Source organism: Luteitalea pratensis (genome assembly GCF_001618865.1).
Lineage (GTDB): Bacteria > Acidobacteriota > Vicinamibacteria > Vicinamibacterales > Vicinamibacteraceae > Luteitalea > Luteitalea pratensis.
This window is the reverse complement of sequence record NZ_CP015136.1, coordinates 4,301,854-4,318,299: the sequence shown is the minus strand read 5'-3', so window position 1 is coordinate 4,318,299 and position 16,446 is coordinate 4,301,854. Positions and strand designations below refer to the sequence as shown.

The following is a 16,446-nucleotide window of genomic DNA, read 5'->3' as shown; positions in this document are numbered from 1 at the left end:
GGCCGTGGCGGGTGGTGAGACGTGAATTGACGCGTGCGCTCGCGCGCACGGCGTTTCGATCGCAGGCTTGCCTAGCGCGTCGCGGCGGCAGGCCTCGGGCGGTTGCGGTATTTCTCGTACAACTGCGTGTGCCTCGTCTCGAGCGACACCGGCACGCCCTTGATGAACACGTGCGTGATGGTGCTGCGGATCTCGAGCGGGTCCCCACGGCTGACGACCAGGTTCGCGATCTTGCCGGGCTCGACCGAGCCCACGAAGGCACCGAGGCCGAGGATCTGCGCCGGCGCCAGCGTGATCGCACGGAGTGCGACGTCGCGTGGCAGGCCGAAGCCGACCGCCGTGCCGATCTCGTAGGGCAGGTTGCGCGCGTCGGAGGAACTGTACGTGGACAGCGCGAACGTCACGCCCGCCTTGTGCAGCACCGCCGGCGCGGCCATCGTCGCGTCGTACGGGTCGTCGTCGGAGTCCGGCAACGCCTGGGTGGGCCCGACGATCACCGGCACCTTCTTCTCGGCGAGCAGCGCCGCGACCTTCCACGCCTCTTCGGCGCCGACCAGGACAATCTTCTGCTTGTGCGTATCGACGAAGAACGAGACGGCATCGCGGATGTCACGCTCGCGGCCGGCGCGCACCAGCCACGGCTTCTCGCCGGCCGCGTAGGGCCCGAGGGCCTCGAGCTTGAGGTTGCGCTCGACGCGATCGGCGCCCCTGGCGCGCGCCGCACGGTAATCGCGGGCGTCACTGATCCAGCGGGCAATCTCCCTGGTCTGCTTGGCCTGCTCCTCCTTGACCTCGCGATAGGGCCTCGTCCGCGACGAGAAGGTCGCGAAGTCGAAGGTGCGTGCCTGCAGCGACGGCCAGTTCACGACCATGCCGACCGAGCGGCTGATCAACATCTCCTCGATCGTCCAGCCGTCGAGGTGGAACGCCGACGCCTGGCCGCCGATCACCGGGCCGGTGCCGCCCCTCGGCGCTGTTTCGCCCATTCCTGCCATGCCGGGGACCGCGACGGCGTGGGTGATCCCGTTGGCCCGCGCGACCGGGATGTGATCGGTGGCCGGATGCACCGCGGTAGCGGCGTCCACCTGAGGGTTGAACGCGCCGACCTCGGTGATGTCGTTGGTGGCGTTGACGGCACCGATCTCGGTCAGCCCGAGCTCGCTCATCGCGTCGAAGAAGCCGGGCGACACCTCGAGGCCCGTGCCGTCGATCACCTCCGCCCCCGCGGGCACCGGCGCCGACGCACCGACCGACACGATCTTGCCGTCGGCGATGACCACCGTGCCGTTGTCGATGATCGGACCAGAAACGGTGACGATCCGGGCGCCCTTGATCGCGTACGTCTTTGCCGGTCCCTGCGCGCGGGTGGTCGTGGTCGTGGCCAGCGCGAGCAGCGCCGCGGCCGTCCCCGACACGTACAGCCATGTCGCGATCCTGACTCGCGGCCTCATCGCTTCTCCTCGCTGCCGGGTGTGGTCTCGGCCTTCGGGGTGGTGTCGGGCGCCGTCGGCCGCGCCGGCGTACTGCCTGCGTTCTCCTTGTCCTTCAGCGCCTGTTTCTGCCGTGCCCGGACCTCCCGCTGCTGCAGGTCCTTCTCGCGGTCGAAGTAGACGACACCGTCGACGAGCACCTGCCGTGGAATCGCGAAGGTACTGAGTGGATGCGCGGTGTAGATCGCCAGGTCCGCATCCTTGCCGACCTCGATTGAGCCGACCCGCTTGTCGATGCCGAGCTGGGTGGCCGGGTTGATCGTGACCAGCTTGAGGGCCTGTTCTTCGGTGAGGCCGCCGTACTTCATGGCCTTGGCGGCTTCCTGGTTCAGGTGCCGATGCTCCTCGGCGCTGTCGGAATTGATCGAGACGAGCACGCCGCGCTGCGTCATCAACGCCGGGTTGTAGGGCGTCGCGTCGTACGCCTCGACCTTGTAGGCCCACCAGTCGGAGAACGTGGAGGCGCCGGCACCGTGCTTCGCGATCTCGTCGGCGACCTTGTAGCCCTCGAGCACGTGCTGCAGCGTGGCGATGCGGAACTTGAACTCCTCGGCGATGCGCAGCAACTGCAGGATCTCGTCGGCCCGGTAGGAGTGCGCGTGGACCAGGCGCTTGCCCTCGAGCACCTCGACGAGCGGTTCGAGCCTGAGGTCGCGCGACGGGGCGGCGGCTGTGCGATCCCCGGCCTTGACCGCGGCGTCGTAGGCGCGCCACTTGCCCTGGTAGGTCCGCGCCTCCACGAAGGCCTCGCGAATCACGTCCATCACGCCCATGCGGGTGGCGGGATAGCGGCGGTCGGCGTTGTTGCCACCGGCGCTTGCGCGCTTCGGGTTCTCGCCGAGCGCGAACTTGATTCCTGGTGGCGCCCCTTCGAACAGAAGACCGTGCGCGTCCTTGCCCCACCGCAACTTGATGACGGCGTTCTTGCCGCCGATAGCGTTGGCGCTGCCGTGCAGCACGTTGGCGGACGTCACGCCACCGGCCAGGCCGCGATAGATGTCGATATCCTTCGGGTTGAGGACGTCAGCGACGCCGACCATCGACGTCACCGAGAGACTCGACTCGTTGACGGCGCCGTCGATGGCGATGTGGCTGTGCGCGTCGATGATGCCCGGCATGACGAACAGGCCCGTGGCATCGATCTCGGTCGCGCCACGCGGCACGTCCACGTTGGTGCCGACGGCGGCGATCTTGCCGTCACGGATCACGATCGTGCCCTTCTCGATCGTTCCCCTGGTGACCGTCAGGACCGTCGCGTTGCGGATCACCGTCACGGGTCCACCGGCCTGCGCGAACGCGGTTACGGCTCCCATCGGCCCGACCGCCACCAGGACGGCGATCTGCATGCTGCGGCGAATCATCGGCGGTCTCCTTCACTCGGCCGGGCACTCGGACCTCGCCCGGCGCCGCCGGGGGCCGCACCGCTCGCGTCGACGGGCACCTCGAAGCGACGGCCATCCACGAAGACATGCTTGACGGTGCTCTTGTCGCCGAGCAGGTCGCCCTGCACGACGATCACATTGGCGATCTTGCCCGCCTCCAGGCTGCCAAGGCGATCCTGCACGCCATAGATCCGGGCCGCATCGATCGTCAGCGCCCGCAATGCCGCATCGGCCGGCAATCCCGCCTTGATCGCCTTCCGCACGCTGGCCAGGAACTCGCCGGGCGTCGCCAGGCCGTCCGACGAAAACGCGAACGGCACCTTCTGCTCCGCGAGCGCCGCAGGCGTGTGTGGCGCGCGATCGCGCAACTCGAGGGTCTCGAGCAGTTCGTCGGCATCGGGATCGGCGTCCTTCGGCTTCTCGGGCCACTTTGCGCTGACGATGACCGGAATCCTGGCTTTCGCGATCCGGCCGGCCGCGGCGTACCCCTCGTGCACGCCGTACAGCACGGCGGGCACGTCGAATTCGCGCCCGAGGGCAAGCATGCGATCGATCTGCACTTCGTTGCCCGCAGGCAGCAGGAACGGCACCTTCGCCTGCAGCGCGGCCTGCAGCGCCTGCACCGTGCGGTCGGTTTCCGGGCGTGCCTTGCCGCGTGCGTCCTGGTCGTACCGCTTGACCTGTTCGGCCGTGTAGCGCGTATCGAGGAACACCTGCCTCACGTACGCGACCAGGCCCATCGTCGAGCCGGGAAACGTCCCGCCGCCGGCGGGCGGAGTCATCACCAGCGGCACCGCAACGGCGCTGCGCACGACGACGTCCTCACGCCGCTCGCCACTCAGGTTGATGACCGCGGCCTGGCCGGGGAAGATGCCGACCCGCGGTGCCGTCACCACGGTCGTCACGCCGCCGTTGCGCCACGTCTCAATCCGGCGATCGTCGGCCCGGAACTCGTCGGCGGCCTGCAGCCAGGGCGTCGAGCCCGGTCGATCCTCGGGACCACGGATGCGGGACGGCGGACGAGGCGCGTTGGGGCCGCCACCGGGCGCTGCGCCGGCAGGGGGGGCCGCGGTGGGCTGTGCCATGCCCAGATCCGTCAGGGCGTCGATCAGGCCGGGGTACACGGTGAGACCGGTGCCGTCGATCACGACAGCCTCGGCGGGCACGTCCACGTTCGATCCCACGGACTTGATGAGTCCGTTGACGAGGACGATGCTGCCCCCGTCGATCGGCGCACCTGAAACGGGCACGATACGTGCGTTGCGGATGGCGATGGGCGCCACGGGCTGGGCCTGTCCGATGGTCCCCGTCCCGAGCGCGCACGCCACACCAAACGCCGCCGTGCGCAACCGCGCAGCGATCACCAACGCGACCTCCTCCACGAAATGCATGAGCCGCCCCGCGCGTCGCGTGGGGAAGCGGGGATGCTACCTCGGGCGTCGCAGCGCGACAAGCGCCCTGTGTGTCAGTTGCGCATGGACCGACGACTCACGGCTCTCGCCCCGGAGGCGCGGTGGAAGACGATGCCGCGATCACGACGAGTGCCGCCATCGCGTACACAGCCCACACGATCGGCGCGTCGCCGGGGGCGCGGTTGGATGGCACGCGCCCGCTGGTCAGCACAAGGACCAGCGTGCCAAGATCAGCGACAGCCCAGGCGAGTGCTGCCGGCCGCATGCCGGTTGCGCCGGACACCAGTCGCCGGCCGAGCATGAGGCCGCCAGCCGTGACCAGCACACGCAGCGCGATGAGCGTTGCGGGGCCGAAACCAGGCTCGCCCGCCGGTGCGGAGATCAGCCGGGCCAGCGTCGCGGCGAGTTCGGCCGGGGCCAGCACCAGCAACCACGCCACGGCCGCGATCCTCGCGATGGGGCGCCACTGGCGTCCAAGGAGATTACGCATGCTGCGATTGGTGGAGCGCCTGATCGGCGAAGGGCAGCTGGACGATCCGAATGCGCCCGGCGCGCCGCTGTCCACCGCGTACGAACTGGACGTCTACCGCGACTGGACGATCGAGGCTGGCACGATGGTCGCCGGCGAATGGGTGATCGAGGGGCACCTGCTCGCGCATCCCGAGGCGCTCGCGGCGCTCGCCGGACGTGGCGGGACCTTCATGTTGCGCATGGACGACGGCCGCCGTCTCGAGGTGTTCGTGCTCGACGGCGAAGGCCGCCTCGTCAACGTCGAAGGCACAACGTTCATCGCGCCTCCGGCGTGATGACGCGCAATTGACGCACCAGCACTCCCAGGGTGCGCGTGTCATGCCCGGGCTGCACGGTCTGCGGCACCGACAGCGTGATCGTGTTGGTCCCTGCACGCAACGCCTCCACCGGAATCGTCGCCCGATCCGCACCGGGCCAGTCGGCACTGACCTGGTGATCGTTGACGCGCACCGAGACCGCTTGAGGGCCCGCAGGTGTCGAGGCGCTGGTGGCGTCCAGTGCAAGGACGACGGCCGTGGGCCGCTCCAGCACGAACGTCGCCGTCGCCGTGGGCGACGCGCTCCACTGGAAGACGCTGTTGCTCACGCGCTCGGGTAGGTGCCAGCCATGTCCGACGACAACCGCGATCTCACGTACGGTATCGTCGTCCACCACACCCGACTGGCCGGCCAGCATTCGCTCGCCCGCCACGATGTCGCACACCGCGGTGTTGGCCGGCCGCGAACCGCTCGAGGCAAGCCGGACCAGCCAACTAGCGGGCACGACGCCTGGCGTGATCGACGCCCGTACGGCGTACGCGTTTCGTGGGCGGACTTCGATCCGCGAGATCCATCGGCCTCGCAGCGGCTGCCCGTCGGACATCTCGTCCTGGCGCTGCGTGTCGCGCAGGCGCGCCGCGTCGGCTGGCGATTGCCGATCGAACACGGTGACTGGTGATGGCTTCCACAGCGGGTCAATGGGCCGGCCGTCAATCGCGATCTGCGACCGTGCATCCGACCCGAGCAGCACGATCGCCGGATTCGTGAGAGTCGCCCCGGCCACGGGGACCGAAAGTCGGGCCATCGACGCGGGAAGCGCTGTCCATGTTGTCGACGCGTCGACGCACCGTGGTTGGTCGCGCACGAGCGCATGGCGCCAGTCTGCCTGGTTCGTCAGCGCGACTGGCAGCCCAGGCGTCGCTGAACCGACGCCGCGCAGCACCACGTCCTGGCCACGATCGAAGATCGCGATGGCCGCCTGTCGACCCGTGGCAAGCCGCGTCGGTGTGCTGTCGACGCTGGTGTCGTCGTCGTGTGCTGCAACGGAGAGAGGCGCCAGCAACTGACGCCCGGCGAGGACATCGCCTTCTTGCCAGGTGAGGTCGATGCCGTGGCGGCCCGTGCGAACGTCGCCACCGTGTCCGGTACGAGCGATGACGCCGATCGACGTGGTTGCCGGCGTGCCGCGCCCGACGCCGAGCCGGGCGAGCGCAGTGAGCCCGGCTGGTCCCGCCCACGAGATCGCGCCGGGTGCGATCGCGAGTGCGATCAGTTGATTGGCACGCAGGTCCTGGATCACCGCGGCCAGCGACGGCCGCAACGGTCGCTCGATCACGCGGTGGCCAAGTTGCTGCACGCGGTCGACCATCGATCCGATTGCGAAGACGTCGCGACCCGACGCAACGCATGCGGCGAGTGTCCGCGCGTCTGCGGGCACGGTCGTGCCCCCCACCAGGCGAAGCCGCCGCGTGAGGGCTGCGTCGTCGCTGGCCACGAGGCGCCCGTGCCACGTCTCCGATACCGATCGTGTCGTTGCCGGCATGCCGCTCCGCCACGGCCCGGGGACGACCGTCGCGTGACGCAGGGGCGGCAGGAACGCCGCCAGCGCCAGGGCGAGCGCCATCGCGAGCCGTGGCTCACGGTGGCCGGCGAGCCGGACGAGTCCGGTAAGGCCGAGTCCGAACCATGGCGCCCACCAGGGCAGCAGCAGCGCTGCAGCAAAGGCGGGCGGAAGCAGTCCCGTTGCAACCGCGATGAGGGCGACCGCGCATGCGGCGACGGTCGGGCCGCGCAAGCCGTGCGTGCGTGGCAATTCGTAAGTCAACCCGAACGCTGCGACGGCGATCCCGAACAGATGCACGTCGCCTGCGAACACCGCGGCCGACTGTCGGATGGCCATCCACGCCGACGCATCAGCGGAGAGGCCCGGGCGGAGGACCTCGCCGATGGCTGACCCCCACATGGCAGGCGCGAGGCACCATATCTGCGTCCACGTGCCGTGCAGCAGGTGCAGCTGGGCGCCGATGGCGACGATGGCGACACCGATCGCCAGCGCCACCCGCCGTAGTGCCGATGATCGTGATGCCAACGATGCGGGCAGGGCCAACCATGCGGCCGGCGGGCTGAGGGCGATGCTGGCCAGGGCCGGCAGCGTTTCGGTCAGCAAGCCCATCGGCCGCGCCAGCGCGGCGACAGCGAAGGCCACCACCGCGACTGGCAGGGCGTCGTGTCCGGGCGACGCGGTGCTCCAGAGGGAGCGCGTGGCCGCAAGGCCGAGGACAACCGCAATGGCGAGGGCCGCCGGTACGTCGATCGCGAGCAGCGTCGCGAGCGAGCAGAGGGCCGTCGCCAGCAGGACCAGTGCCGAACCGAGGGGCACGTCGGGCGCGAGTGACGCGTGGGCGTTGAGCCGATCGAGCGCCCAGGTGGCTGGGGAGAGCGCACGCACCTGTCCAAACCACGGCGTTGCCGCGTCAGGCCATGCGGCGGGCTGGTGGGTGTCGAACATCCACAGCGCGGCAAGCAGCAGGACGGCCAGCAGCGCGAATGGCCACCGCGGGGGGCGCGCGGCGATGACGGGCGGGGCAGAGGACACCACGAGAACGTGCGTATAGTAGTCCGGCTGTCGCCCTGCGCCTGGGCGGGCGCGCCATGACCGAGTCGCACGCCCGCACCATCAGCGGGACGAGCCTCCGTTCTCGTACCGGACGTGACCGTCGAGAGGATCGGGGATTGATGCCGAACCCGTTGGCCGCAACGGCCGCGGCGGTGCTGCTGTTTGTCACGTACATGCCAGGTCAGCATCGACACACGGTCCCGCGGCGTGCCTTGTGGCACCTGGGACAGCCGGGGCATGCTGCACGAGGCATGGTGACCATGGACGATCTGGCACGCGACTACGTGCGCCTCGTGCTCTCGCTCGGCGTGCACGACCCTGACGCCGTCGACGCCTACTATGGTCCCGCGGCGCTGCAGGAGCAGGCGCGAGCGGCAGCCACGCCGCTCCCGGACCTTGCTCGCGACGCCGCACGTCTCGCCAGTGAACTCGCCGATTTGCGCGTGCCGGGCGGCGACCTGGACGGAAGGCGCCTCAGAATGCTGCGGGTCCAGGTGCGGGCGCTCATCACGCGCATCGCCATGCGGCAAGGCCGCCTGCTGCCCTTCGACGACGAGTCGGCCGCCATCTACGATGTCGTCGCGCCTACCCACGACGCGGCGCATTTCGAGGGACTGCTGCACGCGCTGGCCACGGTCCTCCCAGGCAGCGGCCCCGTGCCGGCGCGTTACGAATCGTTCCGCGCCGGCTTCGTGATTCCTCCAGCCAGGGTGGACTCCGTCTTCCGCGCCGCCATCGAGGCGTGTCGCGCCCGAACGCGTGCCCACGTCGAGTTGCCGCCGGGGGAGCGGTTCACCCTCGAGTACGTCAAGGACAAGCCGTGGAGTGGGTACAACTGGTACCAGGGCGACTATCGCAGTGTGATCCAGGTCAATACGGCCCTGCCGATCTTCATCGACCGCGCCCTCGACCTGGCGTGCCACGAGGGATACCCCGGACACCATGTCTACAACGTGCTGATCGAGCAGCAGCTCGTGCGCGAACGGGGCTGGATCGAGTGGTCCGTCTATCCACTCTTTTCGCCGCAAAGTCTGATCGCGGAGGGTACGGCGAACTTCGGCATCGCGGTGGCGTTCCCGGACGCGGAACGCCTGACGTTCGAACGAGACGAGTTGTTTCCGCGCGCGGGACTCGACCCGGCGCTGGCCGCGCGTTACCAGGACGTGCAGCGACTGGCCGCCCGCCTCTCGTATGCCGGCAACGAGGCGGCACGGCGCTATCTCGATGGCACGGTGTCGGCCGACGATGCCGTCGCGTGGCTCGAGCGGTTTGCCCTCATGAGCCACGACCGTGCTGTACAACGCGTGCGGTTCTTCGATCGCTACCGAAGCTACGTGATCAACTACAACCTCGGCGAGGACCTCGTCGAGGCGTTCGTCGAGCGCCAGGGCGGGACCGACGCCAACCCGTCGCGTCGCTGGGACGTGTTCCTCGACCTGCTCCGCGTTCCCCGCCTGCCCAGCGAACTCGCGGCACCGGCACCCTGAATCGCTTTCATTCAACGCGCATGCTTGTCACCCGCCCCCTATTCGCCGCCCTGCGTCGTCGCTGCCGGCCGATGCCGACCCTGTTGCTCATCGCTGTGTCCGCTGGATGCGGAGGCCCTGACACGCGCTACACCGCCGAGCAGGCCGCGCGTGCACGCACCACGATCGAGACGGTGCAGATCCGCGATCTCGCGCCGGGCACGGGTGAGCCCGCCGAGACGGGACGCCGACTCGTGGTGCACTACTCCGGGTGGCTGTACGACAGTGCCGCGCCCGACCACCGCGGGCAGGCATTCGATTCGTCGCGCACCAGGGGGCGCCCGTACGAATTCGTGTTGGGGGCCGCACAGGTGATCCCCGGCTGGGAGCGCGGCGTCGCCGGGATGAAGGAGGGCGGTACCCGCGAATTGACGATTCCGTCGCGACTTGGATACGGAGACGAGGGCTCGCCGCCCGGCATTCCGCCCGATGCGACGCTCGTCTTCGAGCTCGAGCTCATGGACGTGAGGTAGGCCTGGGGAACAGGCGATCGAAGTTGCCCGCGCAGATCGCCTGCTGATCGACGAGCGGCACGGCGAGTTCGTCGAGGATGCCCAACTGGGCGTCACGGATCGCCGCGTGCCACCCTCTCGGAAAGAACGACGAGTCGGTACCGAACAGGAGTCGTTCGGGGCCGAGCACCGCCAGGGCCTGCGAGAAGACGTGCCGGAGCGTGAGGCCCGGGCTGTACTTCGTCCACGCGTTGCTCGAGGACGTGTCGACGACGACGTTCGGGCAGGTGTCGGCCACCATCAGCAACTCGCGGAAGAAACCCGCGCCGAAGTGCGGCACGATGATCGGCAGCGACGGGTGACGCAGCGCGAGCCCCTGCAGTTCCAGCGGGTTGCCGTGGCGCGCTTCGAACGCACTCGGCAGCCCCAGTTTCTTCCGGATGCCGACCGTGAGCACGCCGCAGTGCACGAACAGCGCGGCGCCGCTGCCCGCCACCTGTTCGGCCAGGCCGAGGACACGCGGATCCGATGGCGTGTAGCCATGCATCGCCGGGAACAGGCAGACCACGCGCATGCCGGGCTGGTTCAGTGCCCAGGCGACGCGGGTCAGCGAGCCCTCCTGCGTGGGATCGAGCATGAACGCGCCGACGAAGCGATCCGGGTGGCGCGTCACGGCCCGTGCCACCTGCTCCTCTTCGCCGGGCACACTGCCGATCAGCAGGGCTCGCCCGACGCCGCCCTCCGTCAACGCCTCGGCCCAGCGGTCGGCCAGCGCTTCGGGCGAGCCCGGATGGTCCCAGCCGACCAGGCGCGTGATTTCAAGGCCCGGCGAGTCGCCCGGGAGACCCTTCTGGCGGCCCAGCACATCGAAGAAGCGCGACGAGAAGAAATGGCAATGGGCGTCGTTCAGGCGCAACGGCAGCGTGCCGGTCACGCCGAAGCCGAGGGGCGGCAAGGTCGTCATGTGCGAACTCCTTCAGTGCGCCGCAGCGGCAGCCGTGGTCGAGAGACCGCCGGTATGGATGAACAGCACGCGTGCGCCCCTGGCGAGCCGGCCGTCGCGGGCCATCGCGATCATCGCCGCCGCGGCCTTGGCCGTGTAGGTCGCATCGAGCAGGTAGCCTTCCTCGCGCGCCATGCCGAGCAGGGCGGCGTCAGCCGCCGGCGTGCGTAGTCCATAGCCTGGCTCGTCCACGGGTCGAACCCAGTTGCATCGCGCTCGCGTCGCGTCGAGCGTCACGGGCCAGCCGAACAAGGCGATGGCGGCCTGCACCATCTCGGACGGCGGCGGGGCGGCGAAGCGCTCCATCGCTGTCGGTGACGACACGGCGATGGCGTGCACCGTTGCCGGGAGGTCGGCCAGGACGAGTCCAGCGTATACACCTGCCGACGTCGATCCCGTTCCATAGGCTACGACGACATCGTCGAACGGGAACGCTCCGCCTGACTGCGCGATCACCTCGCGCACGCCGTCCGCGTAGCCCGGGATCGAGGCAGGCATCGATGCGCCAGGCGGAATCCAGTAACCGCCGGTGTCGCGCACCAGCCGCTCACAGAGGACCCGCGAGGCGGCCAGATCACCGGGAGACGGGTCGGCGGTGTTCATCGACGTGAAGTGCACGTGCGCCCCGTACAACTGCGTCAGCGCAAGATTACCTGTCGAGGATGTGGGTGCCTCGCCGCCGAGCACCACGTGGACCTCGAGCCCGAGGCGCCGTGCGGCCGCGCTGGTCATCAGCGTATGGTTGGACGTCACCGGGCCGGCTGTGACCAGGGTGTGCGCACCGCGCACGATGGCTTCGCCGATCACGAATTCGAGCTTGCGCGCCTTGTTGCCGCCGAGTGCGAGACCGCTGCAGTCGTCGCGCTTCAGCCACAGGTCGAGGCCGAGCGCATCACCCAGCCGTCGCAGCGGCACGAGCGGTGTTGGCCACGCGCCGAGCGAGACGCGCGGCAGCGGCGCCAGCGCCGCTGCGAGCCGATCGAGTCGCAGCGTCATGTCGAGGTCACCGTCAGCGCCGCCACGCCGCGGACGGCTTGGCCGATGCGGACGCGCCAGAGGCACAGCAGGCACGTGCCCACGAAGAAGAGGCTTGCCGCCAGCCCGAGCCACAACCCGATCACGCCGTAGCCCGCCTTGAAGCACAGCCACCACGCGAGGGGCAGGCCGCTGACCCAGTAGCCGACCAGGCTGATGACCATCGGCACGCGCGTCTCCCCCAGCCCCCGCAGCGCGCCGGTGGTGGTCACCTGCAGTCCGTCGAAGAGCTGGAACGCAGCGGCCACGCCGAGGAGTTGCGAACCGATGGCGATCACGGCGATCTCCCGTGTGTACAGCCGGATGAACCCGCCGGGGGCGACCAGGAATGCCACGGCTGACGATCCCATGAACGCGAGTGCCACCAGGATGGCCGCCCACCCGGCGCGACGCGCCCCGGCTGCATCCCCCGCCCCGACATGCTGCCCGACCAGCACCGCCGCGGCCGCCGAGATGCCGAGCGGCACCATGAACACGACGCTGGCGATGTTCAAGGCGATGTTGTGCGCCGCGAGCGCATCCGGTTCCAACTGGCCCGCAATGGCCGTGACCGCGCTGAAGACGCCGACCTCGAAGGTCAGGTGTGCGGCGGCCGGCAACCCGAGAGTCAGGAGGCGCCGGACCCGCTCCACAGGGAGGGCCAGTGACATCCGTGGCAACGATTCGCCGCGGTGCAACCGCCATGCCGCCGTCGCGAGCACCGCCACCATGTACAGGCGCGAGAGGACCGTCGCCCACGCCGCGCCGACCACGCCGAGTTCGGGGAAAGGCCCGATGCCGTAAATGAGGACCCAGTTGACCAGCACGTTCACGAGGTTGGCCGACACCAGCGTGAAGGCGATGACGCCGACGCGCGACAGCGCCTGCAGGTATCGGCGCAGCGCCGCGTAGAGCAGCAACGGCGGCAGGCTCAGCGCCACGACGGGAAAGTAGGCCTGCACGTGTGGCAGCACCTGCGGGTGGAACCCGAAGGAGGGCAGTGCAAGCTGCATCAGGTACAGGACGGCGGCCAGAGGCGGCGTCACGAGTACGGCGACCCAGAGACCGGCGACAAGCCACTGATCGCATTGTGCCCGCTTGCCCGCGCCGAATGCCTGCGACACGGTCGTGTCCATGCCGAGCAAGAGGCCCATGCCGAACACGCCCACGGCAACGAACAGGACGCTGCCGATGCCGGTGCCGCCGAGTGCGGCGGCGCCAAGCGGGCCGACCATCACCGTGTCGACCACGCCCATCGACATCCAGCCGAGTTCAGCGGCGATCACCGGCAGCGCCAGGCGGATCATCGGCAGCAGCGCCTCACGTACGAACGATCCACGCACGGCCATCCGCCCATCATACGGCCTCACCGCGGGCGTCGCTGCGCCGTGGCGGTGTCTGCCGTATTCTCGCGGCATGAGCATGCCAGCGACGATGGCGGCCGTGGAGATCCGCGGGTTCGGCGACCCGGAGGTGCTGACGCCGACGGAGCGCCCGGTACCGGTGCCGGCCGCGGGCGAGGTGCTGATCCACGTGGCGGCCGCCGGCGTCAATCGGCCGGATGTCTTCCAGCGCAAGGGTGGCTACGCGCCGCCGCCCGGTGCCTCAGACCTGCCGGGTCTCGAGGTCGCGGGAACCGTGATCGCCGCCGGGACGGGGACCACGAGATGGCGAGAGGGCGATGAGGTGTGCGCCCTGCTCGCCGGTGGTGGCTACGCCGCGTACGCCGTCGCCCCTGAAGGGCAGTGCCTGCCCCGGCCGAAGGTCCTTTCGATGATCGAGGCGGCGGCCGTGCCGGAAACCTTCTTCACCGTGTGGACCAACGTGTTCGAGCGGGGGCGATTACGGGCCGGCGAGTCGCTGCTCGTGCACGGCGCGTCCAGCGGCATCGGCACCACCGCGATCCAGTTGGCGGTGCGATGGGGCGCGACGGTGTTCGGCACCGCCGGCTCAGCTGACAAGTGCGCCACCTGCGAGCGGCTCGGGGCGGCACGCTGCGCCAACTATCGCGATGAGGACTTCGTCGCGGTCCTGCGCGAGGCGACCGGCGATCGCGGCGTCGACGTGATTCTCGACATGGTCGGCGGCGAGTACGTCGCACGGAATCTCTCGCTGCTCGCCGAGGACGGCCGCCTCGTGCAGATCGCGGTGCTACAGGGAAGCAAGGCGACCGTGGACGCGGCGTTGGTGATGCGGCGGCGATTGACGTTTACCGGTTCCACGCTGCGCCCGCGCCCGGTGGCCGAGAAGGCGCGGATCGCCGCGGCGCTCGAAGCGCACGTCTGGCCGTGGCTCGAGGCGGGCGAAGTGCGCCCGCAGATCTTCCGGACGTTTCCACTCGCGCGCGCAGCAGATGCCCACGCGCTCATGGAATCGAGTGCGCACGTCGGCAAGATAGTGCTTACCGTCTAGAGTGATCGGGAGTCGGGAGTCGGGAATAGCGGATCGGGAACGGACGTAGCTCGGCTCTCCGACTTGTCCCACCGTAGCCTTGGCGGAGGTGGAGCCCGGCCATGCGCCGTGACCTGTGTCCCCCGGCTGGATGATCAGCCGACGCTGCCGATGATGGCGCCGATGACGGCGGCAGCGGCGAGCAGCCGCGCCAGGCGCGGCCATTCGAGCGTCGCCGCCGGGGCGATGTCGTAGGCGAGCGGACGTGACGTCGTCGGCGGTGTCATGGGAGCCCTGCTCTTTTCCGCTACGGGCCGACGCGTCGAAAGGTTCCCACCTACAGCTGCATTTCTGCGACGAGTTGCTCGGCGAGCGCGCGGATCGTCAGCGGCGCCGACCCTTCCGCCTTGTTGTTCACCAGCACGTACACCGGCTGCTGCCGCCCCGTCGCGTCGCTGATCAGCCGCGTTACGTCCCGGCGCAGTACGTCGTTCTGGTCGACGATGCGGTTGAACGGGCGGAAGTCTTCGCGCCGCGCTTCGTAGCGCGTGCCGGGACGGAGCAGGAGACGCACGACCGTGAACGGCGCACGTGTCACGTCGAGCATGCCCGCCTGTTCCCGGGGCGACGGCATGGCCGACCAATAGTTGAGGACGTGCGCGGCCCCGTACTGGTTCAGCACCGCCTCGTAGGCGGGTGTGATGAGTCGCCGATCACGCAGTTCGACCGAGATCGGGCAACTGTCCGGGAGTGCGTCCAGGAATCGGCCGAGCCGGTCGGCAAACGCCGACGGGTCGAGCCGGACCTCCGGCGGCACCGGGGGAATCTCGAGCACGAACGGGCCGAGATGCCGGGCAAAGTGCAGGTGGAACGGTTGGACCACGTCGGCCAGGAATCCCCCGGCGGAGAGGAAGTCCGGATTGGGAAGGGCCTCTGCGCCGCGGCCGCTACCGGGTAGCACGGGCGAGGCGTACATCGCGGGAACCTTCGCGCAGCATGGAAAGCCCGCAGGCAGTTGCGCGGCGTAGCGCTTGAGGTCCTCGCCCGTCAGCGGCGCGTAGTAGCTGCGATCGATGCCGACGGTGCCGAACAGCGGATAGCGGGCGTACTCGCGCAGGCCCTCGCGCGCGAGTTCGGCCTGTGTGCGCGGCCGACGATAGACGAGGCCGGCCCAGCCAGGGAAACTCCAGCTGCTGGTGCCGAAACGGACACCAGCGGGAAGTCGCTCGCCAAGGGCGCGGACCTCCGCCGGCCAGTCCGTCTCCGACACGTTGGTCTCATCGTCGCGTCCGCGCGGAGGCGGCGTAAGGTCGAAGAGCGAGAGCTGGTCGTCGTTCACACTACTCGGGAGTCGGGAGTCGGGAGTCGGGAGTCGGGAGTTGGGAGTCGGGAGTCGGAGTCGCGTCCGCAGATACAGCCGACTCTCCGAGCCCGGCCATGCGCCGCGGCGTCAGTACCCCGGCGTGACGGGGGCCGCGTTCAAGGATACCGTGTCGGTGATGACGTCACGCTCGCCGATGGTGGCCAGGCGCGTAGGCGCCGAGTCCGGTACGCGGCAGCTCCTGATGCTCCACGGCATCTACGGCCGCGGCAGGAACTGGCTGGCGGTGGCGCGGCTCCTCGTCGAACGCCGGCCGGACTGGAGTTGTTGGCTCGCCGACATGCGTCACCACGGCGATGCGCATCCAGGGCCGGAAGCAGGCACGCTTGACGCGCTGGCTGGCGATATCGAGTCGTGGGGCGTCGAGCAGGGGGTGCAGCCTGATGCGGTGCTCGGGCATTCGTTCGGTGGCAAGGTCGCGCTCGCCCATGCCGCCCGGCAATCGACCAGAACGCTCCAGACCTGGGTGATCGACTCGACGCCCGAAGCCAAGTCGCCGTCCGGAAGCGCTTGGGAGATGCTCGGCATCGTCCGGGCGCTGCCAGCGACGTTCCCATCGCGCCAGGCCGCGATCACGGGAATCGAGGCCGGTGGATTCAGCACCGGGGTCGCGCAATGGATGTCGACGAACCTGGTCCACGATCCCGATGGGTTCCGATGGCGCCTCGACTTCGACGTCATGGAGCGCCTGCTCCACGAGTTCTTCCAGACGTCGTTGTGGCACGTTCTCGACCCTGGCGCGGCCAGGCATGACATCCACGTGCTCAAGGCGACCGAATCCAGTGTGATTTCGCCGGCGGTCGTCGCCCGGCTCGTCGAGTTGCAGGCACACCCGCGAGCAGGGGCGGCGCACGTGCATCTTCACCAGCGCGAGGGCGGGCATTGGATCCACGCCGAGTCGCCCGAGGTGGTGGTGGAACTGCTCGCCGAGTGGCTTGGTTGGTAGGGACCGCTCTCCGAGCGGTCCATGTCCGCAGTTCACGTCGAGGC

15 protein-coding genes are annotated in these 16,446 nt (G+C 69.4%); 5 read left to right on the top strand and 10 right to left on the bottom strand.

Features of this window, described 5'->3' with window-relative positions; translation table 11 throughout:
- Nucleotides 1-71 precede the first annotated feature (71 nt).
- From LuPra_RS17735 to LuPra_RS17720, 4 genes are all read right to left on the bottom strand, one after another.
- Nucleotides 72-1,451: an amidohydrolase family protein gene (locus LuPra_RS17735; protein ID WP_110171976.1), complete on the bottom strand. Its 1,380-nt coding sequence runs from the start codon at nucleotides 1,449-1,451 to the stop codon at nucleotides 72-74.
- Complete coding sequence (locus LuPra_RS17730) at nucleotides 1,448-2,851, bottom strand: amidohydrolase (RefSeq protein ID WP_234800447.1); 1,404 nt, start codon at nucleotides 2,849-2,851, stop codon at nucleotides 1,448-1,450. Before LuPra_RS17730 ends, LuPra_RS17735 begins: the two co-directional genes overlap by 4 nt.
- Nucleotides 2,848-4,263, bottom strand: a complete 1,416-nt coding sequence (locus LuPra_RS17725; RefSeq protein WP_110171975.1) for an amidohydrolase family protein — start codon at nucleotides 4,261-4,263, stop codon at nucleotides 2,848-2,850. The genes LuPra_RS17730 and LuPra_RS17725 overlap by 4 nt, the downstream gene beginning before the upstream one ends.
- Before the next feature lie 97 nt (nucleotides 4,264-4,360).
- Complete coding sequence (locus LuPra_RS17720) at nucleotides 4,361-4,774, bottom strand: hypothetical protein (RefSeq protein ID WP_110171974.1); 414 nt, start codon at nucleotides 4,772-4,774, stop codon at nucleotides 4,361-4,363.
- Here LuPra_RS17720 and LuPra_RS17715 point away from each other — a divergent pair.
- Complete coding sequence (locus tag LuPra_RS17715) at nucleotides 4,773-5,090, top strand: hypothetical protein (RefSeq protein ID WP_110171973.1); 318 nt, start codon at nucleotides 4,773-4,775, stop codon at nucleotides 5,088-5,090. The genes LuPra_RS17720 and LuPra_RS17715 overlap by 2 nt on opposite strands.
- On the opposite strand, the gene LuPra_RS17710 is transcribed toward LuPra_RS17715, so the two are convergent.
- On the bottom strand, nucleotides 5,071-7,671 hold the full coding sequence (locus LuPra_RS17710) for a hypothetical protein (RefSeq protein WP_110171972.1): 2,601 nt from the start codon (nucleotides 7,669-7,671) through the stop codon (nucleotides 5,071-5,073). The genes LuPra_RS17715 and LuPra_RS17710 overlap by 20 nt on opposite strands.
- A 137-nt stretch (nucleotides 7,672-7,808) precedes the next feature.
- Between LuPra_RS17710 and LuPra_RS17705 the strand changes: the two genes are divergently transcribed.
- Together LuPra_RS17705 and LuPra_RS17700 are read left to right on the top strand one after the other, a co-directional pair.
- Nucleotides 7,809-9,176: a hypothetical protein gene (locus LuPra_RS17705; RefSeq protein WP_110171971.1), complete on the top strand. Its 1,368-nt coding sequence runs from the start codon at nucleotides 7,809-7,811 to the stop codon at nucleotides 9,174-9,176.
- Between the two features lie 20 nt (nucleotides 9,177-9,196).
- The gene (locus tag LuPra_RS17700) at nucleotides 9,197-9,688 is read left to right on the top strand and encodes an FKBP-type peptidyl-prolyl cis-trans isomerase (protein ID WP_234800446.1); all 492 of its coding nucleotides are present in this window, start codon (nucleotides 9,197-9,199) and stop codon (nucleotides 9,686-9,688) included.
- Here LuPra_RS17700 and LuPra_RS17695 read toward each other — a convergent pair.
- Genes LuPra_RS17695 through LuPra_RS17685 form a run of 3 tightly spaced genes read right to left on the bottom strand, consistent with a single transcriptional unit; the run spans nucleotide 9,672 to nucleotide 13,033 of the window.
- Nucleotides 9,672-10,631: an amidohydrolase family protein gene (locus LuPra_RS17695; RefSeq protein WP_110171969.1), complete on the bottom strand. Its 960-nt coding sequence runs from the start codon at nucleotides 10,629-10,631 to the stop codon at nucleotides 9,672-9,674. The genes LuPra_RS17700 and LuPra_RS17695 overlap by 17 nt on opposite strands.
- A gap of 12 nt (nucleotides 10,632-10,643) precedes the next feature.
- Nucleotides 10,644-11,666 carry a 1-aminocyclopropane-1-carboxylate deaminase/D-cysteine desulfhydrase gene (locus LuPra_RS17690; RefSeq protein ID WP_110171968.1) on the bottom strand — a complete coding sequence of 341 codons (1,023 nt, stop codon included), beginning with the start codon at nucleotides 11,664-11,666 and terminating at the stop codon, nucleotides 10,644-10,646.
- On the bottom strand, nucleotides 11,663-13,033 hold the full coding sequence (locus LuPra_RS17685) for an MATE family efflux transporter (RefSeq protein WP_157899340.1): 1,371 nt from the start codon (nucleotides 13,031-13,033) through the stop codon (nucleotides 11,663-11,665). The genes LuPra_RS17690 and LuPra_RS17685 overlap by 4 nt, the downstream gene beginning before the upstream one ends.
- An 85-nt stretch (nucleotides 13,034-13,118) precedes the next feature.
- Between LuPra_RS17685 and LuPra_RS17680 the strand changes: the two genes are divergently transcribed.
- The gene (locus LuPra_RS17680) at nucleotides 13,119-14,096 is read left to right on the top strand and encodes an NAD(P)H-quinone oxidoreductase (protein ID WP_162472884.1); all 978 of its coding nucleotides are present in this window, start codon (nucleotides 13,119-13,121) and stop codon (nucleotides 14,094-14,096) included.
- 134 nt (nucleotides 14,097-14,230) lie between these two features.
- Here LuPra_RS17680 and LuPra_RS33950 read toward each other — a convergent pair whose 3' ends face one another.
- Nucleotides 14,231-14,362, bottom strand: coding sequence for a hypothetical protein (locus tag LuPra_RS33950; protein ID WP_257724464.1), 132 nt, complete (start codon nucleotides 14,360-14,362; stop codon nucleotides 14,231-14,233).
- Nucleotides 14,363-14,412: 50 nt separating this feature from the next.
- Nucleotides 14,413-15,414 (bottom strand): DUF72 domain-containing protein, encoded by a 1,002-nt coding sequence (locus LuPra_RS17675; RefSeq protein WP_157899339.1) that lies wholly within the window; start codon nucleotides 15,412-15,414, stop codon nucleotides 14,413-14,415.
- Between the two features lie 160 nt (nucleotides 15,415-15,574).
- Here LuPra_RS17675 and LuPra_RS17670 point away from each other — a divergent pair, with 160 nt between their 5' ends.
- Nucleotides 15,575-16,402 (top strand): alpha/beta fold hydrolase, encoded by an 828-nt coding sequence (locus LuPra_RS17670; RefSeq protein WP_157899338.1) that lies wholly within the window; start codon nucleotides 15,575-15,577, stop codon nucleotides 16,400-16,402.
- Nucleotides 16,403-16,446: the final 44 nt, after the last annotated feature.